The organism is Niabella agricola (assembly GCF_021538615.1).
Lineage (GTDB): Bacteria > Bacteroidota > Bacteroidia > Chitinophagales > Chitinophagaceae > Niabella > Niabella agricola.
On the sequence record NZ_JAJHIZ010000003.1, the window covers coordinates 1729646 to 1752753 of the forward strand.

General features: G+C 45.7%; 22 protein-coding genes and 1 tRNA gene. 4 read left to right on the forward strand and 19 right to left on the reverse strand.

The window, feature by feature from the left end:
* Positions 1-36: 36 nt before the first annotated feature.
* The 7 genes from LL912_RS12645 to LL912_RS12675 form a co-directional block, all read right to left on the reverse strand.
* Positions 37-1506, reverse strand: coding sequence for a relaxase/mobilization nuclease domain-containing protein (locus tag LL912_RS12645; protein WP_235553936.1), 1470 nt, complete (start codon positions 1504-1506; stop codon positions 37-39).
* Complete coding sequence (locus LL912_RS12650; protein WP_235553937.1) at positions 1497-1901, reverse strand: plasmid mobilization protein; 405 nt, start codon at positions 1899-1901, stop codon at positions 1497-1499. The genes LL912_RS12645 and LL912_RS12650 overlap by 10 nt, the downstream gene beginning before the upstream one ends.
* Positions 1902-2165: 264 nt before the next feature.
* Positions 2166-2924: a hypothetical protein gene (locus LL912_RS12655; protein ID WP_235553938.1), complete on the reverse strand. Its 759-nt coding sequence runs from the start codon at positions 2922-2924 to the stop codon at positions 2166-2168.
* Positions 2925-2991: 67 nt separating this feature from the next.
* The gene (locus LL912_RS12660; protein ID WP_235553939.1) at positions 2992-3777 is read right to left on the reverse strand and encodes a hypothetical protein; all 786 of its coding nucleotides are present in this window, start codon (positions 3775-3777) and stop codon (positions 2992-2994) included.
* Between the two features lie 208 nt (positions 3778-3985).
* Positions 3986-5002 carry an AAA family ATPase gene (locus tag LL912_RS12665; protein WP_235553940.1) on the reverse strand — a complete coding sequence of 339 codons (1017 nt, stop codon included), beginning with the start codon at positions 5000-5002 and terminating at the stop codon, positions 3986-3988.
* A complete protein-coding gene (locus LL912_RS12670) occupies positions 4992-5198 on the reverse strand; it encodes a hypothetical protein (RefSeq protein ID WP_235553941.1) in 207 nt (68 codons plus the stop codon). The genes LL912_RS12665 and LL912_RS12670 overlap by 11 nt, the downstream gene beginning before the upstream one ends.
* Positions 5199-5268: 70 nt before the next feature.
* Positions 5269-5598 carry a helix-turn-helix domain-containing protein gene (locus LL912_RS12675; protein WP_235553942.1) on the reverse strand — a complete coding sequence of 110 codons (330 nt, stop codon included), beginning with the start codon at positions 5596-5598 and terminating at the stop codon, positions 5269-5271.
* Positions 5599-5818: 220 nt separating this feature from the next.
* On the opposite strand from LL912_RS12675, the gene LL912_RS12680 reads away from it, so the two are divergent.
* The 4 genes from LL912_RS12680 to LL912_RS12695 all read left to right on the forward strand — a co-directional run bounded on the left by LL912_RS12680 (position 5819) and on the right by LL912_RS12695 (position 10005).
* Positions 5819-7555: an ATP-dependent nuclease gene (locus LL912_RS12680; RefSeq protein ID WP_235553943.1), complete on the forward strand. Its 1737-nt coding sequence runs from the start codon at positions 5819-5821 to the stop codon at positions 7553-7555.
* 291 nt (positions 7556-7846) lie between these two features.
* Positions 7847-7925 (forward strand) — tRNA-Arg (locus LL912_RS12685).
* A 160-nt stretch (positions 7926-8085) separates the two neighbouring features.
* Positions 8086-8661, forward strand: a complete 576-nt coding sequence (locus LL912_RS12690) for a GNAT family N-acetyltransferase (protein WP_235553944.1) — start codon at positions 8086-8088, stop codon at positions 8659-8661.
* A 138-nt stretch (positions 8662-8799) separates the two neighbouring features.
* Positions 8800-10005 carry a multidrug effflux MFS transporter gene (locus LL912_RS12695; protein WP_235553945.1) on the forward strand — a complete coding sequence of 402 codons (1206 nt, stop codon included), beginning with the start codon at positions 8800-8802 and terminating at the stop codon, positions 10003-10005.
* 193 nt (positions 10006-10198) lie between these two features.
* On the opposite strand, the gene LL912_RS12700 is transcribed toward LL912_RS12695, so the two are convergent.
* From LL912_RS12700 to LL912_RS12755, 12 genes are all read right to left on the reverse strand, one after another.
* Entirely contained in the window at positions 10199-11092 is an 894-nt protein-coding gene (locus LL912_RS12700; protein ID WP_235553946.1) for an SPL family radical SAM protein, read from the reverse strand.
* Positions 11093-11178: 86 nt separating this feature from the next.
* Complete coding sequence (locus LL912_RS12705) at positions 11179-11883, reverse strand: hemerythrin domain-containing protein (RefSeq protein WP_235553947.1); 705 nt, start codon at positions 11881-11883, stop codon at positions 11179-11181.
* Positions 11855-12511: a hypothetical protein gene (locus LL912_RS12710; RefSeq protein ID WP_235553948.1), complete on the reverse strand. Its 657-nt coding sequence runs from the start codon at positions 12509-12511 to the stop codon at positions 11855-11857. Before LL912_RS12710 ends, LL912_RS12705 begins: the two co-directional genes overlap by 29 nt.
* A 16-nt stretch (positions 12512-12527) precedes the next feature.
* Positions 12528-13346 (reverse strand): AraC family transcriptional regulator, encoded by an 819-nt coding sequence (locus LL912_RS12715; RefSeq protein WP_235553949.1) that lies wholly within the window; start codon positions 13344-13346, stop codon positions 12528-12530.
* Between the two features lie 103 nt (positions 13347-13449).
* Entirely contained in the window at positions 13450-14769 is a 1320-nt protein-coding gene (locus tag LL912_RS12720; protein ID WP_235553950.1) for a gluconate:H+ symporter, read from the reverse strand.
* A gap of 49 nt (positions 14770-14818) precedes the next feature.
* The gene (locus tag LL912_RS12725; RefSeq protein WP_235553951.1) at positions 14819-15343 is read right to left on the reverse strand and encodes a gluconokinase; all 525 of its coding nucleotides are present in this window, start codon (positions 15341-15343) and stop codon (positions 14819-14821) included.
* A 23-nt stretch (positions 15344-15366) separates the two neighbouring features.
* Positions 15367-18021, reverse strand: a complete 2655-nt coding sequence (locus LL912_RS12730; RefSeq protein WP_235553952.1) for an outer membrane beta-barrel protein — start codon at positions 18019-18021, stop codon at positions 15367-15369.
* A gap of 55 nt (positions 18022-18076) precedes the next feature.
* The gene (locus LL912_RS12735; protein ID WP_235553953.1) at positions 18077-19078 is read right to left on the reverse strand and encodes a FecR domain-containing protein; all 1002 of its coding nucleotides are present in this window, start codon (positions 19076-19078) and stop codon (positions 18077-18079) included.
* A gap of 55 nt (positions 19079-19133) precedes the next feature.
* Positions 19134-19727, reverse strand: a complete 594-nt coding sequence (locus LL912_RS12740) for an RNA polymerase sigma-70 factor (protein ID WP_235553954.1) — start codon at positions 19725-19727, stop codon at positions 19134-19136.
* Positions 19728-19846: 119 nt separating this feature from the next.
* Complete coding sequence (locus tag LL912_RS12745; RefSeq protein ID WP_235553955.1) at positions 19847-21088, reverse strand: MFS transporter; 1242 nt, start codon at positions 21086-21088, stop codon at positions 19847-19849.
* 20 nt (positions 21089-21108) lie between these two features.
* A complete protein-coding gene (locus LL912_RS12750) occupies positions 21109-22161 on the reverse strand; it encodes a kelch repeat-containing protein (protein WP_235553956.1) in 1053 nt (350 codons plus the stop codon).
* Positions 22151-23092, reverse strand: coding sequence for a dihydrodipicolinate synthase family protein (locus LL912_RS12755; protein ID WP_235553957.1), 942 nt, complete (start codon positions 23090-23092; stop codon positions 22151-22153). The genes LL912_RS12750 and LL912_RS12755 overlap by 11 nt, the downstream gene beginning before the upstream one ends.
* Positions 23093-23108: the final 16 nt, after the last annotated feature.

Sequence of the window (23108 nt, forward strand, 5' to 3'; positions counted from 1 at the left end):
ATAATAGTGTTTTTTGCATCAAGAAATGAATTAGTCCTAACGAGGTTTTCGCTTTTTCTTTTTGGGAACATACATAGCAAATGCCTGCTGCTCCCGCTCTTTTTGCAGCATTACATTAATAAAAGAGGTAAAGGCATTTGACAGAAATAATGCCGGAGCAACGACCGTTTTCTGTTCTTTAACCCAGTCATTAAGCTGGCTAATTAAGCCGGGGCTTACCTTGTTCACCCGGAAATAGGCTTCCATTTTCTGTGTAAGTCGCGCGTAATTTTCTGCTTTGCTTTTCCGATGGCCGATAAAAAAATGATCGCTATTATCATTTACCCCGGTTTGCAGTCGCAGTCCTTTAGCATACAGCTGCCCCAGGGTGGAGCCTATTCCTTGTTTGTAATCTATGGTGTCAAGCGCCTGTTTACTTATTGTTTCATTTGCGGCTTTCTCCCGATTTGCCGCCGATGGATCTGCACCGATTCGAGCCTGGATGCTTGCTGCACTGTATGGCTTTCCAAGATCACTACCGTTAAAAACTGTTTTAGAGCGGTGATCCACAAACGTGATCCCATAAACACGGGATTCGTTTTCACGAAAAACAACTTTGATATTTTCTTTTGCAAGCAGTGATTGAAACGCTGCCCTGTCTTTTGCCGACGGCAGTATTCTATCAATGACATGCTTTAATGGTTCACGATAGCTTTTGCGCGCTTCCTTATTCTTATCAAAGCGTTCTTCCAATTTCTTCATCGTTGGTGTGGTATAAATGGCACTTGCTTTAATCGGCACACCAATCTTTTCCCCTTTTTTATCCAGCAATGAGTAAACAAGCCCTTTGTTTTTGAACATGGGGCTGTCCGGCTCGCCACGATCAGCCGCAACATTGTATTCCTTTAGCACGGCGTTCAGCTCCGCAAGCGAAGAAAATTTATACTCCCGGACAATCGTTCTTACTACATTGGAGATCGCCTTTTTTGTCTCTGCCTTTCCGTATATAGCCTTTTCCAGATCCACAGGTTTTAACATCCGCTCCTGTTCCTTCCCCCTGCCTTCGGCGCGGATAAGCCCATATTTTTCTTCAATCTTCTTGCGCGTCGGCTCTGAAAAATTCGGAACCAGGTTGTGAAGGGAGATCTTATCATCGCGAGAAATCACATTTGTCGAAACAATGTGGCAATGTACGTGTGCTGCATCATGATGCCGGTACACCAAAAAAGGCTGATCGCCGAACCCGATCCCCTGCATATAATCTCTCGCAATACGGATCATCTTTTCATCAGACATCTGTTCAGTGGGATCAAAATTCAAGGAGACATGAACGCAATTCTCTTTTGTCCGCTCCTTCAAAGCGGCCAGATCCTCCAATCTCGAAAGCCGATCTTTAAACGAAAGATCAGCCGGATCGTCGAGATACTTCTCTGCATGTATCAGGTTTGCTTTGCCAAGCCGCACCTTCTCTTCATTGTAGTTAACAGCCCCCTTTATAGATCTACCGCTTACAAACCTTACGACCATTGCTTTGACATTTTTGAAATATGCTGTTGAATACTATCAATCTTTTCCAGCAGTTCCTTTTGCAAGCGAGTGCAGGTAACAAGCCAATAGTTTTTGTTACCAGCCAGGTCAAGCCGGTGGATGCGCTTTACGACCTGGTTGAAATTATTGGCAACTGCCGATAATTCTGCCCGGATTAAACTTAGTTCGTAGATGGCCTTGTCTTTGCTTTCGTCCCTCGTTAATATCGTGACGGGCTTACCTAAAAGCAATTTCCGGGCATAGGAACTGAGCGACTTGTGCAGCGTTTGGTTAACGGCTGCAGCCAGCTTTTTGAACTCTGCCTCCGTAAGCCGCAGATTGATTCTGTAAGACCGCTGACCGGAAAGTTTCGCATTGCTATCTATATTTTCCATGTGATTCCAGTTGATAAACTGACAGAATAACCGAGTTTCGAGCGTTATTCCAGCCCTCGTTGCGACTCCGGAGCAACGGGCAAGCGCCGTTTGTCATACAAACGTATATCTTGCTACTTCCTCGCGGAAGGTAAAGGGGCTCCGCCCCTCGCTTCTGCGAAGCGTAAGGCCCTCTAAAAGCCGGAAATTCTGTCAGTAGTTGTTATTGATAATTATTGTTTGTACAAAGCAGGTTTATGAACCTGAAATTTAAAGTGCGTTACATTAGCAAAGGCCAAAGAATAAAGCGGTACCGACGCTGCAAATACCTATGGTATAAATCGGATCTTCTATAATCGGGCCAACGGTTACCGTGACATAAGTCGCCCACACATCGGCAATCACGACATTCACCACGCCAAAAACGGCTTTCACCGTATCCCAGAATTTTCCTAAAGTCATCAACTTTACCGGCTGATTGAACCAGAGATAAGCAGAATGACGTGCAACAGAGCAGGCCGTTAGCAGCAATTTTTTTTCGCGCGATGAGACAGAAAGCTGCGGTATTTTTTCTTCGATCTTCAGAATTTTACGTTTCAGAATTACATAATCCAGGGAATTAATTGCAGCAAGCGTATCAAAAAGCTCCATACTGATTTTTTTTGCGGAAGGACTTAATTCGGCGTTCGCCAGCAAATTCCTGTAGCTATCTTTCATGTTTTTAAAGTAAGCCGGCAGCGTTTTTAGCTCCGGGCCAGGTTTATGGCCGCTCCTTTTATAAAAATCATAAAGAAAACTGCTCGCTTTTCGGAAGCTGGTATCCTTACTTTTTGCAAGGAATTTTTGGCACGCTTCGATACCCGCGTTGTGTAAAATGCCGATGCTATCGAAAGGATTACTACCATTCCCCGGCCTTGATAAACTGATCGCTTCAATAGGCGCCTTCCTGGTTACCCCGGCCGTCTTTTGTTCAAGTGCTTCCTCCTTACCACAAGAAATTACGCCGACTAAGAAGGAAAGCAAGGCAAAAAATTTGGTTTTCATGTTGATTTGCGTTTATAGTTAATAAATAAGTCTTGACTCTTTTTTTAAAAATGGGACAGCGATAAGGTTATGACCAACCGGGCAAATAGTCCATCGTTTCGTAGAAATGGGAGCTTGTGGCACCAGCTTCTGCTACTATTTCTGCCATGTCGCCATCGGTAAAGGCTGTTTCAACAGCAGCAACCATATCAACGGTAGCGGCGGCAATCGCCTTCAACGCCCGCTTGATAAAATTGGGTCGCTGGGCAAGGTTGCTATCGCTTGTTGGGTTTAGTTCCGGATCATTCAACCAATATTCGGTTGAATGTTTTGCTACAGAAGCGGCTATAAAAAGCGCTCGTTTTTCCGTCTGATTAAGATTGATTGCGTTGGATATCTGCTGTTCTATTTCATTAATTCTTGCTTTAACAGCTTCGATATCCTGTTTTTCCTTAAGCAGCTTTATCGCATCGCAGATCTGATACAGGTGATTTTTTACAGCAGGGTTTTGCGATTGCCTTTCTATAGTATTATGAAAACGGGAAGCCGTATCGCTGATAATTTTTATAACAAACGCGTCCAGGTCAGCGGCCTTTTTATCAATACCGGTAACTTTTACAACAAACCGGCTGCGCCCGCTAATGGTATTTTCCCCACCTCTTTCTATATAATACCGGGTCTTTGATAGCAGCTCGTTGTGCTGCCGACCGATTTCGTCATAGGGGTTCGTCACCCCGGTTATTACTGCTGGCCTCATCACAGCGTTTGAGGATTCAGGTAATTGTTCTGGCAGGTTGCTGCTAACTTTTTCTTTGGAGCAGCTGAACATTGCCAGTGATAGTGCAGCGATCAAAGCAAATTTTGGTGTTTTCATTTTGTGTACGTTTTTAATTGTGAATAATTGTGAACTGATGTTCTATTGCTTACTGTCCCATTTTTTATCAGGTGTCCCATTTTTGTGGTCGAACTGTCCCACTTTTTTCATGATTAGTATTATCCGCCAATCCATTAGCTAAAAACAGTGTCCCATTTTCACGCGCCGGAAATTTTTGGGACAATTCAACTCTGTGTGTCTTTGTTTCTTACTGTGCCTTCCGGCGTTCTTCTGCTATATCGGTGCCGTTGGCGTCGCCCTCCGGTTTATTCAACCATCGCTGAACGGTGGATTTACTCTTGCCCAGGATACCCGCTATCTCACGAATTGATTTACCATTTTCCTGTAACAGCTTTGCCATGTCAAGCTGCTCCTCTTTATTTTTGATCGACTTTATCCCGATGTGTTCCGCTTCGTTAACGTCGTCCTCCACCAATTCAAACCACAACGTTTGTGGGTTTAGGCGTAAGAGCTTTGCTCTGTCTGCTTCTTCAAAATGCCTGGATTTGCCCCTCTTCAGCAAGCGTAAATTTTTATCCTGCGCACTCTTTCTTAAAAAGAAATCACCGTCGGCCAGATCTGTTTTTACACCACTTCCCGCCTGGAGATCGCTATCGCTTAGCAATGAAGAAGTATGTTTTCTGAAATGATCGGTCACAACAATGGCTGTCTTGGAACTTTCGCATAAAGCGAGCAGGGTAAACATCATCCGGGTGATTTCTTTGTTACTATTGGTGTCGGTATCGGCAAATGCCATACGCAGGTTGTCAATTATTATCAATACCGGCTTAAGTCGCTCCACGATCTGTATGATCGCCGGAAGATCATCAGCCAAACTATTCTTTGTCGTATAAGCCCTGGGTTTAAATCTTGTCGCTGGTGAAAAAGGAAGATTGCTCATGAGCTTTTCGCTTCTCCGGCGTAAAACCTTTTCGGATAGCTCGTTATTGATGTACAGCGTATTGCCATGTAAGGTGATCGGTTCACCAAGAAATTCCGGTTGTTCATACGCCACCGCTGTGCAAAGCTGCATACAGAAAAAACTCTTTCCGACACCACGAGGTGAAGGAAAATGAATCAGGGTCCCTTCAGGAATAAACCGGCCAAAAAGCAGCTTCATATCTTCCAGCTGCGCGGCTTCTTCCGCAAGCTTACCGAAAGACTTTAGCGAAGGCCGGAAGAAAAAGGACACCTCATCCGTGATCTTCTTCGTATTACTGGCCATAATCCACCATATGTATCCCTGAAGGAATTTGTAAGCGCAGCTTTACCTCAATTGTCTGCGGTCGATTGCTTTGCTGATGCATCCATATCCAGTTATTGGCAGCGGTCTTCCAGTTACGAATGAAACTGCCTTTCCCCGTCTTCCATTTCCGGCTCTTGTAATATTGATAAAAACCATCCGCGGCTTTCGTGGGCAAGCCCCTCTGATCAAAATAAATTCTGATGTGCTGAACTGTCGGCGGAGCACATATCCCACTCCTGGTTGTCTTAGCCATTTCCTTTAGATTTATAGGATGAAAGAACTTTTTTAATCTCCTCAATATCGTAGTAGACCACTCCACCGATTTTAGTAGAAGGAATCGTACCCTTGTTGCGGAGCGTCTGCAGAGTACCGGCAGACATGCCCAACATTTTTCGCACTTCCGAGGTTTTTAACCAACGCTTACTGGGTTGTCCTAAAATTTCCTTTAGGAGCACCTTAAATGCAGATACAAGCTCGAACTTAAAATCCGCCAGGTCCGACAGCACCACTAAGCGATTGGCGTTGTCTACATTACTTTGTAGTCTTGGGGGAAACAAGGGTTGATCGCGTTTCATCTTATTTGAATTTGAGCGATCAAAAATGGTGTTGGTTAAAGAGCAGAAATCACAAGCTGACCGAGTTCGGTAGGTAATCCAGTGACCCAAAAGACACAACCGAAATTAACGGACACCAAATGAGAAAACATCAGAAGTCTAATTTCGAATCTACAGCCAGAAATATATTGAAATTTATATTGTATATTGAGGCAATTATTAATAAACAGCAAGATGTACCATGAAACTAACGCGTTTTACGATCAAAAATTTCAGGTCTTTCAAGGACCCGGTTTCTTTTTCAATTAATTCCAACTACATTACTTTAACAGGAGAAAACAACTGTGGAAAATCCAATGTTTTGAGAGCCCTCGATTTGTTTTTCAACGGCAACATTGAAAATAGACCATTTGATGCAATTCTGGATATGCACGCTTTTAATGTGAATGAAAATGGAAAGGAAAAAGCTACCATATCTGTCACATTTCAATTAGACCCCAAAAAGGATAAAAAACTCATTGCCAAATTTGAAGAGTTTCGCTCCCTTGATATTATCAAAAATTTCGACAATAAAAATGTAACCTTGTCCTTGACAATTTCGAGAAGCAATTACGAACAAGTTCAGTATAATGATCCGATAAATGGACAAAAATATCAACCAAAAGAGATTCAAGACTTCTTCAATTATGACTTTAGGCGCAGCCTAAATTATATCTATATACCCGCCGTTAAAGATTTAAACAACTTTATTAATAAAGACATCACATATGAGTTGACAAAGAGAATATTTAATACCTGGGGAAGAGGACGAAATCCGAGTGCCTTGGAGTTTAAAAGTAAATTCGATAATATAAAGAAAAACATAGAGGAAATAATATCTTCAGCCAATGGCAATATCACCCAAATACTTCAAGAGCAATCTCCGCAAATTAAAAATTTCATATTCAATATACCGTTCAAAGATGTGACAGAATTCCTTTCATCTCTGCCAATCTCAATAGATGACAGCATAGTAACCGATATAAGTAGGAAGGGATCAGGGATACAGGCTATAACGATGTTTTCTCTCTTAAGATACTTAGATAAATATAAGCCTACTAATAAAAACTCAAACGCCCAATATATATGGGCAATCGAAGAACCAGAAACCTTCTTACATCCAAAAGCCCAAAGAAATCTATACAATGCGCTTCTAAACTATTCGTCTGATACACCAATATTGTTAACAACCCACAGTTATCACTTTTTGAATACGCGCGATACATCTTCAAATAATCTTCTAGCAAAAGGCAAATTCCGAGATACGGTGTACACACAAACAACCTTATACCCACATGATTCTAATAATCAATGGAAGCCATTTATCAACATACTTGGCGCATACACTCCAGATTTTATTCCAAGCGGTGGGTACGATAAGGTCTATTTGTTCCTTGAGGGCTCAATTGATATTAGATACGTAAACAAGGCCTTAACGTTCTTTCCCAAATTAAAAGATTTCTTTTCTAAAAACATTGAAATGATCGATTCCAATGGTGACGAGATCAAAAAGAAAGCACAGGATGCAATAACTATATACAAACTGCGCTCCCTTGTTCTCGTTGATGGTGATGACAAGGGGCGTAACTATTTAGGGCATCTCATCAAAGCAGGGTATATAGAAAATGAAACAATTTTCAGTATCACCAAAGAAGGAATATCAGACCCAACAATGGAGACTATAGTTGCAAAGGGAAAGGAAAGAGAATTTCAAAAGACCATGCCAAAGGATGCGATTAACTATTGGAATCGTCCAAGACTTTTAACATTGTTCGACAATATCCCGGACAGTCCGCCGCCAGGATGGGATAAAAACAGTATTAAAATTAAATTCTGCACATATATGGAGAATCATGGTGAAATATCTGATTTTCAAGAACTTAAAACCATACTGGACAGACTTCATTCTAGCGCTCTAAAACTCAAATCAAGCCAGTAAATTAGAAAAGTTGGTGACAATTGAAAAAGAGCAGCTCATACAACTTTTCCTTTCAACAGTCCCAATAGTTTTTTTATTATTTTTGCATATCAAGTTCTTTCATTTCCTTTCAAATCGCAACAGCAAATCGAGGGGGCTTTTTCGGGGGCCTACTTTATTTTGAAGTGTTTTTTGATTGCCAAAATGTAATGTGTTGGTGCCTGATTAAGAAAAAAAACGGTGTTTACCCGATGAAATTATTTTTATCAACATATTGATACTGTTATTTTTGTTTCTTAATTTTGCGCCTCTGATCCGGACCGGTAGCTCAGCTGGATAGAGCATCAGCCTTCTAAGCTGAGGGTCATTGGTTCGAATCCAATCCGGATCACTAAAGTGTGTTTTACAACACACTTTTTTTTATGCTGCTATGGCATGTCTAAATCACCCCTTAAGAATGTCCGATTTACACTGCTTTTAAGCAAAAGTCAGACAGTACCTTTGATAAACATTGCGCAAGAGCAACATTGGTTTATATTAAATGAAGCCTTATGACAATAAAAATCGCTCAGCCATCAGAAGAAGCCGGTGCCATTGCGGTATTGACATTAGCATTTAGCGTTGACCCCATGGTTCGCTGGTCGCTCCCAAACTCTAAGAAATATCTTGCTGCGTTCCCTTTGATAGCGAAGGCTTTCGGCGGCAACGCATTTGAGGGAGGAACAGCCTACATGGGCGATAACTTCGCAGGCGTTGCCCTGTGGCTACCGCCTGGCGCCGGATCTGATGAAGAGTCGTTGGTGCGGCTGTTTGACGAAAATGTGAGCAATGATGTAAAAAAGGATTTACCGGGGATCTTTGAGCAGATGGAAAAATTTCGTCCGGCTGAGCCTCACTGGTATTTACCGATGATTGGCGTTGATCCGGCTTATCAGAATACCGGAGTGGGCTCAGCTTTGATGAAGGAAGCACTTAAAGTCGTTGACAAGGATGGATCAATCGCGTATCTCGAATCATCAAACCCCAGGAATATTTCACTATACGAACGCCATGGGTTTGAAGTGATTGGGGAAATTCGGTCCGGCAGCTCGCCGATTCTGCATCCTATGTTGCGAAAAGCACGATAAATAAATCGATGATAACGCCGAGTTGCATACAACCCGATAAACAACTTACCCGCATAACGGGCAAAAATGCAGATGTACAACTTTTAAAGATAGGAATAGTATCCCCTGGTTGAACAGGATTTCAAATGCCCAATTCTTATGAAAATGAAACAAGGTGAATTGATCGCTCTTTCGGCTTCGGCAATGATGCTCACGGCTTTGGGGATTGATATCATGCTTCCTGCATTCGCCGAATTGCGCAAGGACTACGGGCTTGATCAAAAGTCACCCGAAACTGCCAAAATCATTTCGTTCTTTTTCCTGGGCCAGATCGCTCAAATTATATTTGGAACGCTGTCTGATCGTTTTGGACGGCTGCCTATTCTTCGGATCGGCTTTCCGCTTTACATACTTGGAGGGATTGCCGCTGCATTTGCTCCCAACCTCGTATTTATGCTTGGAGCGCGCTTTATTGCCGGAGTAGGCGCTTCAGCGGTTTTTATGACCACTATTGCCAGTGTACGGGACCGTTTTTGCGGTAATGAAATGGCGCGCATCATGTCTCTTATTTTTACTGTTTTTCTATTTACACCGGTTATTGCTCCTTTTTTGGGATCGGCCATTTTGCATATTGCTTCGTGGCAGGCAGTTTTCTTAGCGCCTCCCTTGTTCGGCTTTGTCGTTTTTCTATGGTCGCTACGCCTGGATGAATCTTTACCAAAGAACAAAAGGACATCCCTCCATTTCACCAGCATTAGCAAATCGATGGGAACCGTTCTACACAACCGGACGTTTCTTCGATACACCGGTATCACTACTCTGCTTTTTACAGCACTCAGTTCTTATGTAGCCAGCTCGGAACATATCATTGGCGGAATTTATGGTAAGCCTTCTTGGTTTCCATGGATTTTTGGTGGCATGGGTTTGTTTATGACTTTATCAACGTTTACAAACGCACACTTATCAGCAAAATACGGGGCTCACCGAACGATAAAATCGCTTCTTATTATCTATACGCTGATAGCAGCAGGATTACTGTTGGGTTCAATAAGCTTCGGAGATCCGCCAAATATGCTCCTGTTTTTTATTGCAGTAACATTGATAATGGCAATTACCCTGGCTGTAGAGCCCAATAGCTGCGCACTTGCGCTGGAGCCTTTGGGCAGTACTGCAGGAACGGCCTCTTCCCTGTACGGAACAACATCCTTTTCAATTGGAGCAGCGTTGGGTTCAATAATCAGCAACCTGATGGCTAGCAGTGTTTTTCCCCTGGTGCTGGGCTATCTGGTTATCGGAACCTGCGGGCTGCTTCTTGCTTTCAATGACCGTCGCTGCCCCAACAATAGCCCTTTTGAATCGGCTTAACAACAGTCCAATCGTCCAAAAAAAAGCTCGAAAAATTGCTGCGGGAAATTTACTTTTATGAACCTTGGTAAACAGCAAGGCGCTGTAGCTCATTTTGAAACACCTTAAATTGCATTCGCGGTTCAATTTTCTCCATGTTCATGATACCAGTTTTATACACATCCTTAAGCCGTAAATCAATGTCGGCTTTCGGTTAATTTATTAGCAACCTACTCTGAAGCTCGTATTTCCGGCACATTGCTTCCATTTTTTCTACAAAGGCCTTGCGATAGTACAGCGGCATCTGCGACCCATATTGAAAAAACTGCCGGTATTTTACCAGCAAATGCGGATACTGCTTTTCTACGGCACGGAGCACCAGGGTTTTACTATCGGAAGGGTCCGAGCCAAATAAGGTCAGTGTTGATGGAAGCAGGTAATTAGCGCCAACCACTTTAAAAGTTTGAAACAGCTGCTCCAGTTGTACAGCCGTATCCGTTATAAATGGCAGTAAGGGCATCAGGCTAACGCCACTGAAAAGTCCTTTCTCAAGCGCCAGCGCCAAAGCATTTATACGTTTTGAGGGGGGTGTGGCTCCCGGCTCAAAAATGTGGGCAATCCGATCTTCAATAGTGGAAAAGGAAAACGTAACCAATGCCTTGTGATTTATTCTGCCGTCCAGGTCCTCCGGGAGTATACCCTCCCGGTCAATGGCCTGAAGCAGATCGAAGTCTCTGCTGACGAGATCCGATTTGGTAATTACGTGAACCGGAAAACGGTAATGCAGGATTACCTCCAGAAGCTGCCGGGTAAGGTGGGTTGTTTTTTCCAGCTGCAGGTACGGGTCGGTAGCCGACGACAATACGATAAATCCATATTGCTTTTTGCGGGCCCTTGCAGCCAGCTGCCGCTCCAGCAGCGCCACCGCATTGCCTTTTATGCTCAGTTTTTCTTCCATGTTAACCCCGTATTTACTGCCTCTGATATAACAATACAGGCAGTTGAATGAACATCCGCTATATGGATTGAGCGTATAATCATCCAGGAACCAGGGATCCCGGCGTTTTGTTTTATTGAGTATGGTTTTAGCAATGAAGGTGCGAGCCATTGTTACGGGTGCGCGTTTGTTATAATTACCCACTCTTTATAAAATTATATCCTTTCAATCATATGGCATAATATCTTTTAATTGAACTACCGTACATCATAACCGGGCTGTTTGCGCTTCATTTTTTTGATGCGCTGTTTTAAAGCATTCAACCTCGCTTCAGGCAGCACCTGGTTGCTAAGCGCCTCCAGCTGCTGAAAAACAGCAGCAGCAGCGGTTTGCCGGATATTGCAAATCCAGGTATAAAGCTCCTCATCGTTTTGATGCTCGATCATAAGCCCCAAAAAAAGCATATGATTTTTGGAGGGCGATTTTTTTATGGCCTCCGCGACGATCTGCTCCAGTTCAACATCGGTATATTTTAGCCATAGCAGAGGATTCAAAAGCTGCTCTTCCATATTCATATGCTGCAGGTTAAAGACCGCAAAACTGATATACGCCTGAAGCAGTACCGGCACACCGGACGCACGCAGGGAACCGGTTGTAGCGTTTTCCATTTTCTTCATCAGTTCCTTTAAGTTTGAGCAAAGCATTTTATCTTCCAGATGCTGTTGCTCAAAAAACAAAACCGACGACCGCGCTTCGGGTGGTAGCGATGGAAGGATGTAATGATCTTCCAGGATCGCGTGCTCCTCCAGCAGCTCTATTACCAGGTTGATATCACGGCAGCATTGTTTCAATGAATATTCGCCGGTAAGATCCGCCTGTTGCAACCGGATTAATGTGCTGCACATAAGGCCCCGCAGCGCCTTATGTGCCCGGTTAAACAGGTTGAATCGCTGTTGTTCCATACGGTTTCATTGTTTTGTATATGTATAAGGCCATCCAGAAATAAGCACCGGACCAGATGGTGTTTGCCAAAAACTGAATCAAAACGCCGGGTACTGGTATCAGCGCGAAACCCAAAAGTGCTATCCAGCCGGAAAGCGCAGGTAGCATCCTGCTTTTTTGTACCGCTATCGCCATACAGGAAAGCCCAACCAGTGTACTTACAAGCGACACGCCAAAAAACACACCCAACGCCCCCTTCATAGTTACGAAGGACATCGCTTGTGTTGCCCCGTTCAGAAATAAATGCCCGGCAGCAGGAAAGAGAAAATAGGCGACCGCAAATACGCCAATGCCCAACAGTTGGTGTGTAAGCGTAAACAACAACCCCACGAACGCCCATTTTTCAGCTTTTGATTTTTGCAGGTACAGGTAAAGTCCAACCGTTCCAATCATTTCCAGCAACACGCCCAGGAACCCGCGTCCCGCCCACCACATGTAAGCAGCCGATGTGGTCAATACAGCAAATTTCTCCGGTTCCCGGTCGGCTTTAAAAATTGCGTTCTCCTGGTCAATCAGGAGGTCGCCGAAGGCAAAAACAAGCCCTCCGATCCCCAAACAGCATAGGGATGCCACGATTCTTTTTTTCATATATCTATTTTGATGATTACATTACAGGAAGATACCAGCGAATAAGCAGATGGTCTGGCTTGTCCGGATCCGGCATAGAATCAAATTTGAAGTAAGACACTCCGGGACGGTGCCGCAGCTTTGTTTGCCGGGCCAGTGTTGTATTGACTTCTGCAGTTACGGCTTTATAATCCTGCACCCGGCTGCAGAAATTAAATTGAATATACGTTCCGCTCAGAACAGTTGTTTGCAGGTAGGGATCAACCGGCAGGTTAAACCCTTTGGGAACGATGGCTGCATCGTACCGGCATGCGCGATTCCCTGTTACATGCGGACATTCATGCAAAACAGCATAGTGCTCAAAATCTTCAGGGACCCTGTTAACAGACCGGATATAGGTCCGCACATCCCTCCAGATATTGTAAATGCTGTCATCGAAATAATTTCCCCTTGAAGCAAACACGCGGGCTGTTTGTGGCTGCACCCTGCTAACGGTCCCGCTGGTCGAAATATACCGGAAAGCCTGCAGCGGGCTGGCCTGCTGGTGTCGTTGGGATTTCCGGTATTGCAGCGGCGATACCAGGTATAATTTGCGGAATGCCCTTCCAAAAGCACTGTCATCTTCGAAACCTACCAGGTACCGGATCTCGTTCAACGGCAACCGGGTCATCGCCAGAAAATAAGCCGCAGTATGCATCCGCTGGTTCTGAATATATTTTCCCAGACTGATACCCAATTCCGCACTCAGCTTTTTATGTAAATGAGAAGGTGAGTATCCCGTCACCGCAGCCAATTGCTCCAACGTAATTTTGTCGCCCAGGTGATTATTAATATATACCAGTACTTCGCTGATCATATGTTTCGTTTTGCACAGCAAAGCTACCAGATATCACCGGTAGAAATTATGCAGATCTTGTCGTCAACAAACAAATATTATGTGCGCCTTGAAATGCGGTCACTCATACCAGCAAATTGAGAAGAAGCACCCCGGCAAGTCCCGCAATTCCAATGATGGACTCCATTACCGTCCAGGTTTTAAACGTATCTCCAACGCTCAGTCCCAGGTATTCTTTAAACATCCAGAAGCCGGTATCGTTTACATGGGAACACATCAGACTTCCGGCTCCGATGGCCAATACCATCAGCTCCGGCTTAACATGCATTGAAGCAATCAGCGGCTGTACAATTCCCGCTGCTGTAAGCGCCGCCACAGTAGCGGATCCAACAGCAATGCGGATGAGGGTAGCTACCAGCCAGCCCAGGAACAGAGGGGCCAGGGAGGTTTTCAGAAAAAAGAGCGTAATGGCATCCGCCGTCTTGCTTTGGATAAGGACTTCTTTTAAAGCTCCGCCCGCTGCAATCACCAGTACAATGGTGGCAATGGCATTCAGCGATCCGCCGGTGCGGTCCATCAGCAATTTAATAGAAACCCCACGAAACACGCCCAAAAAGAACAACGCACAGACAACGGCAATCAGCATCGCCATGCCCGGGTCGCCCGCAAACTGCGCCAGCCGGGTGAACACACCGGCCTGCTGTTTGTCAAACGCAGCGGAGACCGCTGCAGCCGCCATTAATAACACGGGTATCAATGCCGTAAATAAACTGATGCCAAAACCGGGTAGAGTTGATGCTGCCGTTGCTTCGCTTCCGAATATACCGGCCGGCGGCATTGCCTTGATCTTTCGTATCCGTTCCGGGAAAAGTATACCAGCCAGCAAGAGGGTTGGCACTGCAATGCACAAACCGTACAGCAGGGTTTTACCCATATCCGCCTTAAACAGGATCGCAATTGCTGACGGACCCGGATGTGGCGGCAAAAAGCCATGCGTAATGGAGAGCGGAGCAGCCATGGCAATGGCCAGGTATGTCAGAGGCAAGCCTGTTTGCCGGGCAACCACAAAAACCAGGGGAATTAACACGATAAATCCAGCACTATAGAACATTGCCAGTCCCACTGCAAAACCGGTGACCGCAAGCGCCGCCTTTGCCCGTGCCGGTCCAAATACCCGCATCAATCCATTACAGATCTGCTGCGTGGCACCGGTTTCGGTTAGCAAGGCCCCCAGCAGCACCCCCATGCCTAAAATAAGAATCAGGGATCCGAGCGTATCGCCGATCCCTTTACTGATGGCTGTAATGACCTGTGGCGGGGCCATACCGTTTCCCAGCGCTATAAAAAGGGTTACCAGCGTCAGTGATATAAACGCATTGAGCTTTACAACGGTAATCAGCAGCAATAGCAAAACAATTCCGAGTGCGAGGATCAACAGGGCCATGGCAGGTATTTATATCTAAAATACAGTTATTAGGCGAATACACCATGAATCAGGAAAATCCATGCTGCCTTAACACGGCAAGAATTTGTTCCAGTTCTTCCCGAAGATCTGTAATCGGTATTGCAATACAATCAGTCTCCTCCCCTGCAGGTTCCTCCAGCGTTTCGAACTGGCTTTTGAGTAATCCGGCCGGCATAAAATGCCCCTCTCGTTTTTCCAGTAGCGCATCTACCTGGTTCAAATTGCCTTTCAGGTACAGGAATAAAAGCGACAGACCATGCTGCCGCAACAGTTCCCGATATTTCCTTTTGAGCGCGGAGCAAGCTACAACCACAGAAATCCCTGCGGTATTCAGCGTATGCATTTCCTGGTTGATGCGTTGCAGCCATCCCCAGCGATCGGCATCCGTCAAAGGAATGCCGGCGTGCATTTTCGATATATTAGCAGGCGGATGCAGATCATCCCCATCCACAAAACGGCAACCATATTCCGCAGCAACCGCTTTTCCAACGGTGGTTTTACCGCTGCCGGATACGCCCATAATGACAATGCTGTTGCCCTTTTTATGAAACATACCCCAATTTACGGTCAATAAAGTTATATCCGGCTTTTTTCTTCCTCCGCACTTAGTTCTATTTTTTTATCCTTGATCTTTTTGCCCGCATTCAGGAGGTAGTTTACCGAAATACCTATCGTCCGGGTCGGTCGCTTCTGATAAAAATCGATCTTAACTCCATTGTATGTGGTTTGCGATTTTTCCCTGAACGTATTGAACACATCCGTAAAGTTTAACCTTAAACGCAGTTTGTTGTCAAAAAACTTTTTTCCAAATGAGCAATCTGTAATAAACATTGTTGCATTCCTGGTGTTCCCTACCACATACGGGGAATTATAAACGGTGGCGAGAGCGGCATCAAAATTCCGTTTCAGCGTAAAGGTTTGGTAGGTATTCAGGGTAAAGGCCGTTTGGGCGAATTGGATATCATTGATGACGTAGGCTGTATAAAAAAGCCCGCTATAGACGTTGGCCGTCCACCATTTTGTAATCTTTACCGGTGCATATAACGACGCGCCATAAGATGTACGATATTTGAAATTTCTTGTCTGATATTCAATCACTCCATCTTCCTGGGGATTGGCAAACTCTGCAATGATATTATTCGTACGCTGGTATTGCAGGGTTAAGGTATACCCCTTCCAGAAGTTATATCCCAGCCGGTAATTATCCGAATATTCCGGCAACAGATCCGGGTTGCCCACCATAACGGAATAATCACCAATACGTAACCGGAAGGGATTCAGATCTCCGAACTGCGGCCGGCGAATTCTCCGGCTATAGCTGAACGACAGCGAGGCAGGAACCGGCTGATCGTTGAGTTGCTGCAATAAAAACACCGAAGGAAACAGGTTCAGATATTTCCGGGAAAACTGTTGTCCGGAAGTAATATTGTTTCCCTTCATATATGTTTCTTCCGCCCGCAGCCCTAATTTAACACTGGTTTGTTTTATGGAAGTCTCCATCGCCGCATAGCCCATCAGCAGGTTTTCATCATAAATAAACTGATTGCTGGCATTTTTATTAACAACCCAGACATCGTTCACCATCTGCTCGGTGGTGATGGTATTATCCCTTTCAGTTGCCACATATTTTAATCCTGTCTGTAACCTGGTAACCTTGGTAAGATAGTGTAAATAATCTGCCTGACCACTGTAGATGGCGGTATTGCTCGGATAACGATTCCGGTAAAGGGTATCCTTCAGCGGGTCTGTATACGCGGAGGCCACCTGCATGTTCTCTGTTTTTTTTCCCTTCATATAATCTCCCAGGATTTTAAACACCGAACCCAGGGTGTCCAGCTTATAACTATAGTTAAGCGTACCTGTTAACAGGCGGGGTGTGCGACGCCAGTCTGTAACCGAGTTCCCGGCAACCGTCTTGCCGGTGCTGTCTTTTAACGTAATTCCCGTTTTAAAGTTCCTTAAAAGATCCACTCCGGTTATTCCACCCTGGAAACTTAAGGATTGTTTACCGGAAATATCATATACGACACCTCCCTGGTAGCTGAATTGGCGGTTATTATTGATCCTGTCTGTGATCCCATCATAGGTACTGTTATCTTTATAGCTGTTGATCGTGCGGGCATAGTACACCTGCTCCTCTTTCGATAAGGATCCGTTGCCAAAAAAATAAAAACGCCTTACCTTATACTGCGCCGAAATACCGGCAGAAAGGTAAGGCTTTCCTTTCTGCTGTTTATACACGGCAGTAAGCTGCCCTGTAAAACCCTCGTCCCGGGCCTTTTTCAAAATAATATGTACGATTCCGCCGGTTCCGGATGCCTCGTATTCCGCCGGCGGGTTGGCAATAACCTCGATCTTTTTAATGTTCTCCGAGCGAATGGTGCGAAGAAACTCGGCCAGGTCGGAGCCAGACATCCGTTGCACCACATCATTGATCATCACCGTAACCGACCCGTTCCCCTGGATTTTGATCGCCCCATCCGGATCCACCCAAATTCCGGGTGCCTTTTGCAATACCTCCAAAGCGTTGTTGCCATCGGCCAGCGGCGTGCCCTCCACGTTTACAATAAAACGGTCTGCTCTTCTTTCAACAAGGGGCCTGAAAGCTGCCACTGTTACCACATTCAGCGTGCTTTTATCTTTTTCCAGGACCAGGGGTTGCAGTTTTAGCGTATCAGAAAAGACAATGGTAAAAAGTCCCGTTTTGTAGCCAACGGACGACACCTGCAAACTGTATCGCTTCCCCGGTTCAAACGCATACAGGATCCGGAACCGGCCATTGTTTTCGCCTGCTGTACCAGACAACATGCGTCCCTGCTCCATTATTGTAACCGACGCATACGGCACCGGCTTTTCGTCTGCGTCACTTACCCAACCTTCCAGTTCCCGTTCCGGTTGCTGCCCATCCCGTATTTGATCGCGCAGCCTTGTACTTCCGATCACAATCAGTTGGCCGGTTCTATTTGTATAAAACAGCCCATGCGGCGATAAGATCCGGTTTAAGACGGCAGACATGGGTTGCCGTTGGGCATCCACCGAAGCGGTCATTGAGTCCAGCACTACCTCATCGCTGTAAATAATGGTATAGCCGCTCTGCTCCTGAAGCTGACCCAGCACCGTTTTGAGCGGTAGACCCAGTGCAGTAACAGAAACGCTCCGGTTCTGTGCCTGTACACATACGGCCCATACAATCATTAAAATAGTAAATACCGCGCTTCTTACCAGCTTCATGACGTTTGCTTGTACATTATACGCCCGCTTTTAAAAATTGTTACAGCCGGTGGTTTTACCGGATCGTTACTTTTTTATCTTCAATCTTATATTGGAAAGGATAGGCCATTTTCAGTGCATCGAGCCCTTCTGCCAGGCTTTCATGAACAAACATTCCACTGAACCGTTTTTCTTTCAGCGCCTCCGTTTTGATCTCAATGGAGACTCTATATTTTTTTTCGAGCCTTAAAACTATATGCTGCAATTGTTCTTTTCTGAACACCAGGGAATCTTCCATCCAATGCAACTGCTGCACCCATTGCGGCCCCACTGAGTCAATCCGGAATTGTATGGCCCCGGCCGTAGTGTTGGGCGCCAGTAACCATTGATTGGGCTTTAACAATACCTTATCACTGCGGTCACCCCTTCTGGATACTTCCACAGCACCACGCAGCAATACCACACTTACCTCCGGACTGTTCCTATATGCATTTACATTAAATGCCGTTCCCTTTACCTCCACCAACAGCGGGCCGGCCAGCACCTGTAACGGGATGTTTTTATTTTCCGTTACATCGAAAAATGCTTCTCCCTGCAGCACGATCTTTCGTTTTTCGTTGCCAAAACCGGTATTGTACTCCAGGATTGAATGCGTGTTCAGGGTGATCTGCGTTCCGTCCGGAAGCGTCGCATATAATTTTTCATTCGTTGTATGAAGGACCAGCATCTGTTCTCCTTTTGATGATTGATTAAAGTAGCGTGCAAAAACAATCATACCTCCTACCAGTAATAAAACAGCCGCTATTTTTAGCCAGCTTTTCCAACGGAAGCTGCGTCTTGTCGCCGGAACGGTTCTTAATACATCGTCCCCCTCTATCCGCTTCCAGATTGCTGAAAGTCTTGCCTCTATATCCGGCCGGGATGCCGCTACAGGAGGAACGGCCGTTCCGATCGCATTATTTAGTTGCCTGTATTCGTTGTGCTCCCTTATACACTTTTCAAACACCTGTTCCTCTCCCGGTGAAAGCTCATTTCTCATCTTCTTTGACAACAAGGCTAAAAATTTTTCCCTGTTCATATTGTTTATGCTGCTTTTATAAGGACAAAAAAAACATCCGGTATACTTACCCGATTCAAAAAAATAATAACAGCGTTCTTCCGGTTACCCGCTGTTCCTTCGGATGATACCCCAGGTATTCACTGATTGTGTCGGCCAGGCTTTTCACCGCCTTGTAAAGCTGGTTTTCAACGGTTCTGACAGAAACCGAAAGAATTTCCGCTACTTCCTTTGCCTTTAACCCTTCTTCCCGGATCAGCCGGAAAATCATTTTCCGTTGAACCGGCAGGCGTTCTATGGCCGCATGAACAATCGCTTCCAGCTCCCTGTACTCAGTATGGCCAATATCCTCCGATTGCGCCCCATCTGGTACCGGCGCATGATGAATCGTTCTCAATTTTGCAGATTGACGCAGGTAATTGAGACAAGCGTTTCTTACAGACACAAAGAGGTATACTTCTGGTGTACGCACTTCAGGAAGCCGTTCGCGTCTTTGCCAGACATTTATAAAAACTGAAGACACCAGTTCTTCTGCAGGCTCCGGTTGCTTTACATATTGCAGGGCAAAACGTACCATCCGCTCGTAGTAGCGATGAAACAACTGGTCGAAGGCATTCTTTTGCCCTTCACCGATCTGCCGGAATAGAAAATCAATGGATGTTGCTTGCATGCATTTATACAGACACTAAAAATAATGCTTATACTTACGCAGCTCTTCATTTTATTTTACGAATGTTTCACTGGCGGCCGGGCTGCAGATTATTGCCGGGTATTGACCACAACCATGCGTCAGGTTCCGCTCCTGTAGTCAACCGTTTTGGGTTTCAGCAGGGTCAATTGCAGGATCAGCGCCAGCAGTACAATGATTGAGAGCAGCGCAAAGTCGCGGCGCAGGTGGCCTGCATCTACCGATTTTCCCAAAAAATCCGTAATCCAGGCGCCCAGCAATACGCTGGTCATATTCATAAGACCATAGGCCGTGGCCCGGTATTTTGGCGCTACCAGCTGGCAGAGAATGGGCATATTATTGGCATCAAACATACCAAAACCAAAACCGAAGCAGAATGCAGCGCCGGTAAGCGGCAACAGGCTGCGTCCATAGCCCAGCAGCAATAACGCCGGGATCGTAAGCAGTACACCCAGGGCACTGATGTAAACACGCCCTTTCAGATTTTTCTGCACCCACCGGTCCGACAGCAATCCGCCGGTAAGCACACCCAGCAGCGAAGAAACAGCAATCGTGATGGTAGCCCTGGGACCCGCGGCGCTCATCTCCATACCAAGGTGATCAGAAAAAAGCGTGGGTAACCAATTTTTCACCGCCCATCCCGGAATACTGGGCACGGTAAAGTACAATAGGAGTATCCAAAATGAAAGGTTTGAAAAAAGTACTTTAAAGGTCTTCGACACTGGTGGAGTACCCGTTTTAATCTGCGATGCCGGCTCAATTGCCGGCCGGTGTTCTTTTAAAAACAGGATCAATACGACAGCATAGCAGATTCCGGCAATCCCAAAAGCATGAAAGGTAGCCTGCCAGGAATACGCCTGGGCAATGGTAGCCCCAAATCCTCCAAAAGCTTGCCCCGCATACAGTCCAATCATATGAATCCCCACCGCCAATGACCGCGTTTTGGAAGAATGATAATCTGCAATCAGCGACAAAGCAGCTGGTATATACAAGGCTTCACTGACGCCCATTACGGCCCGCAGACCATACAACTGGTTAAATGAAGTGGCCACCCCCATCAGCAGGGTAACCGCCGACCAAACAAACAAGCTTCCCGCAATCAGCCATTTCCGGTTCAGCCGGTCGGCGATAATGCCCGATACCGGCGACATCAAGCCATAAATCCAGAGAAAGACGGCCATCAGGTGGCCGAAACTGGTTGCGCTCTGCAGCTCTGCGATATCAATCTGCATCGAAGGCCGCATCGTAGAAAGCATCTGCCGGTCGAGATAGTTGAGAAGGGCCACGCCCCATAACAAGGCAACAACGATCCACTTGTAATATTTTTTTTCTTTTAATAGCATGGCCGGTTATTGTTCTGTTCTTATTTAGCTTTTAAAATACCGAGTACGGCGGGTGTACGAATTCCCGGCTTTATTTCTCCTCCGGGAATTACCCAATGGTCTTTCCATAAAACTGCCGTGGTAGTTACGGGTATGAGTGGCCTATCTTTTTTAATACCGGGTAACACGGACCAGGTATCATTCCGATAATTATATTCCAGCATTTTTGTACTAAACCCGGGGTGTGCTTCGCGCAGCTCCCTCCCCGCATTGCTCCCATCATCGCCACCCAAAAGATAGATATATTGCTGATCACACATCAGGGGCGAAGGAGCCGCCACTACCGGCCATGGAAGGGCAGCAATTTTCGCCCAGCCGGCTTGCTCTGAAAAACGGTATGCATCCCGAAGATATATTCGTTGCCCGTTTATCAGTTCTGTTCCGCTAAACAAATAAAAAAAATCACCAACCGCCGCTGCTATCCCCAACATACGTGATGGGCCTGGCCAGGTGGGCAATTCTTTCCATTGGGCGGCACGCACCCCTTTCGAAAGATCCAGTTCATAAAAAGCCGATGAGGTGGTCTTTGCATCAGGAGCTGTAATGCCTCCAGCTACATAGATCTTATTCCGCACCAGTACACCACAGGTATTTGCCAGCGGCTGTGGCAGTGGCTGCAGCGTATCTGTTTGCAGTATTCCGTTCTTGAGCTGCAGCAGTAACACCTCAGAGCGATGTCCACCCGCGTTACTACCGCCGATACAAAGCAGTCCTTCGGGCAATGAAACAGATACTCCGTAACCCAGAGGCCGGGGCAGGTTGCCAATCTTTTTCCAGCTCGCCGTTTTTGTCTCTAACAGGAACACCGGGTCGTACCATACCTTTTTTGATCCCAGCCAGGGCGCACCGCCACCAGGAAAATTACTGCCTCCGGCTACAATCAACCGGTCATTTATCAACCCGGCAAAAGAACCTGCAAAACCGGTTGAATCCGGCAATGCCTTCCAATGTTCCACTTTAAACTGTTGTGCAGCTACAGGATTGAACAACATATATATTGCTATGAATAATGTTAGCCAGAGTTTATTTTTCATTTCCTGTCAGTTCATCTTTTTGCTGAATCCGGTCCAGGTTTTCAAAAAAATGAATGGATTCAAGAAATTGCTTCACGTGTTTTTTTTGATCCGCGTCCAATGCCATTAACGGTAACCGGCAGGGACCTAAATCCAGCCCTTTCAAACTTACAATGGCCTTTTGCGTGGGTATCGGTCCGAACTCCGCCAAACAGGAAATCATTTGCACGGCCTGCCATTGCAAGCCCCGGGCCTTTTCCAGGTCGCCCTGTTCAAACGCCCGTATGACGGCGTTGTAGAGCGGGGCTGCAAATGTATAAGTACTTCCGATGGCGCCTTTTGCACCTACCGAAAGTGCGGGCAACAACAACTCATCATACCCAAAAAGGATATCGTATTTACCATTTTTATAGTTCAGGCAGCTTTGATACTCCTGTAATGTTGCCGCAGTATATTTTATTCCTGCGAAACTGGGTATCCGTTCTTCTGCCAGTTCCAGGAACCGGATCATATCGACGGAAATACCTGTAATAGCCGGAATATGATAATAGTAGAAAGGAAGACCCGGTGCCGCTTCAGCGATGGCGGCCATACAATCGACCAGGTTATTTACGGATGCCGGCTTAAAATAAAAACCGGCTACAGAAGATATTGCGTCGGCCCCGATATCGCCTGCATGTTTTGCAAGGCGGCGCGATACGGCTATGGCGTTGTGTCCTACATGCACAAATACCAGTATGCGTTTATCTACCGCTTTCACATAGGCTTCCGCTATTTGCATCCGCTCTTCCTCGGTAAGGTTGGGGCCTTCTCCGTTGGTGCCACAAATAAATATGCCCTGTACTCCATCCGTTATCAGTTGCTCCACCAGTAAAGGTACCTTATCAAGGTCTAATGAACCATCTTCCTTCAGTGTGCTAAATGTTGCTGCAATTATTCCTTTTATTTTCATTCGTATATTTTCGTCT

What these genes read in the sequence shown, in the direction of transcription:
- LL912_RS12645 (WP_235553936.1), bottom strand. Translation starts at nt 1,506, where the DNA reads ATGGTCGTAAGGTTTGTAAGCGGTAGATCTATAAAGGGGGCTGTTAAC.
- LL912_RS12650 (WP_235553937.1), bottom strand. Translation starts at nt 1,901, where the DNA reads ATGGAAAATATAGATAGCAATGCGAAACTTTCCGGTCAGCGGTCTTAC.
- LL912_RS12655 (WP_235553938.1), bottom strand. Translation starts at nt 2,924, where the DNA reads ATGAAAACCAAATTTTTTGCCTTGCTTTCCTTCTTAGTCGGCGTAATT.
- LL912_RS12660 (WP_235553939.1), bottom strand. Translation starts at nt 3,777, where the DNA reads ATGAAAACACCAAAATTTGCTTTGATCGCTGCACTATCACTGGCAATG.
- LL912_RS12665 (WP_235553940.1), bottom strand. Translation starts at nt 5,002, where the DNA reads ATGGCCAGTAATACGAAGAAGATCACGGATGAGGTGTCCTTTTTCTTC.
- LL912_RS12675 (WP_235553942.1), bottom strand. Translation starts at nt 5,598, where the DNA reads ATGAAACGCGATCAACCCTTGTTTCCCCCAAGACTACAAAGTAATGTA.
- LL912_RS12680 (WP_235553943.1), top strand. Translation starts at nt 5,819, where the DNA reads ATGAAACTAACGCGTTTTACGATCAAAAATTTCAGGTCTTTCAAGGAC.
- LL912_RS12690 (WP_235553944.1), top strand. Translation starts at nt 8,086, where the DNA reads ATGACAATAAAAATCGCTCAGCCATCAGAAGAAGCCGGTGCCATTGCG.
- LL912_RS12695 (WP_235553945.1), top strand. Translation starts at nt 8,800, where the DNA reads ATGAAAATGAAACAAGGTGAATTGATCGCTCTTTCGGCTTCGGCAATG.
- LL912_RS12700 (WP_235553946.1), bottom strand. Translation starts at nt 11,092, where the DNA reads ATGGCTCGCACCTTCATTGCTAAAACCATACTCAATAAAACAAAACGC.
- LL912_RS12705 (WP_235553947.1), bottom strand. Translation starts at nt 11,883, where the DNA reads ATGGAACAACAGCGATTCAACCTGTTTAACCGGGCACATAAGGCGCTG.
- LL912_RS12710 (WP_235553948.1), bottom strand. Translation starts at nt 12,511, where the DNA reads ATGAAAAAAAGAATCGTGGCATCCCTATGCTGTTTGGGGATCGGAGGG.
- LL912_RS12715 (WP_235553949.1), bottom strand. Translation starts at nt 13,346, where the DNA reads ATGATCAGCGAAGTACTGGTATATATTAATAATCACCTGGGCGACAAA.
- LL912_RS12720 (WP_235553950.1), bottom strand. Translation starts at nt 14,769, where the DNA reads ATGGCCCTGTTGATCCTCGCACTCGGAATTGTTTTGCTATTGCTGCTG.
- LL912_RS12725 (WP_235553951.1), bottom strand. Translation starts at nt 15,343, where the DNA reads ATGTTTCATAAAAAGGGCAACAGCATTGTCATTATGGGCGTATCCGGC.
- LL912_RS12730 (WP_235553952.1), bottom strand. Translation starts at nt 18,021, where the DNA reads ATGAAGCTGGTAAGAAGCGCGGTATTTACTATTTTAATGATTGTATGG.
- LL912_RS12735 (WP_235553953.1), bottom strand. Translation starts at nt 19,078, where the DNA reads ATGAACAGGGAAAAATTTTTAGCCTTGTTGTCAAAGAAGATGAGAAAT.
- LL912_RS12740 (WP_235553954.1), bottom strand. Translation starts at nt 19,727, where the DNA reads ATGCAAGCAACATCCATTGATTTTCTATTCCGGCAGATCGGTGAAGGG.
- LL912_RS12745 (WP_235553955.1), bottom strand. Translation starts at nt 21,088, where the DNA reads ATGCTATTAAAAGAAAAAAAATATTACAAGTGGATCGTTGTTGCCTTG.
- LL912_RS12750 (WP_235553956.1), bottom strand. Translation starts at nt 22,161, where the DNA reads ATGAAAAATAAACTCTGGCTAACATTATTCATAGCAATATATATGTTG.
- LL912_RS12755 (WP_235553957.1), bottom strand. Translation starts at nt 23,092, where the DNA reads ATGAAAATAAAAGGAATAATTGCAGCAACATTTAGCACACTGAAGGAA.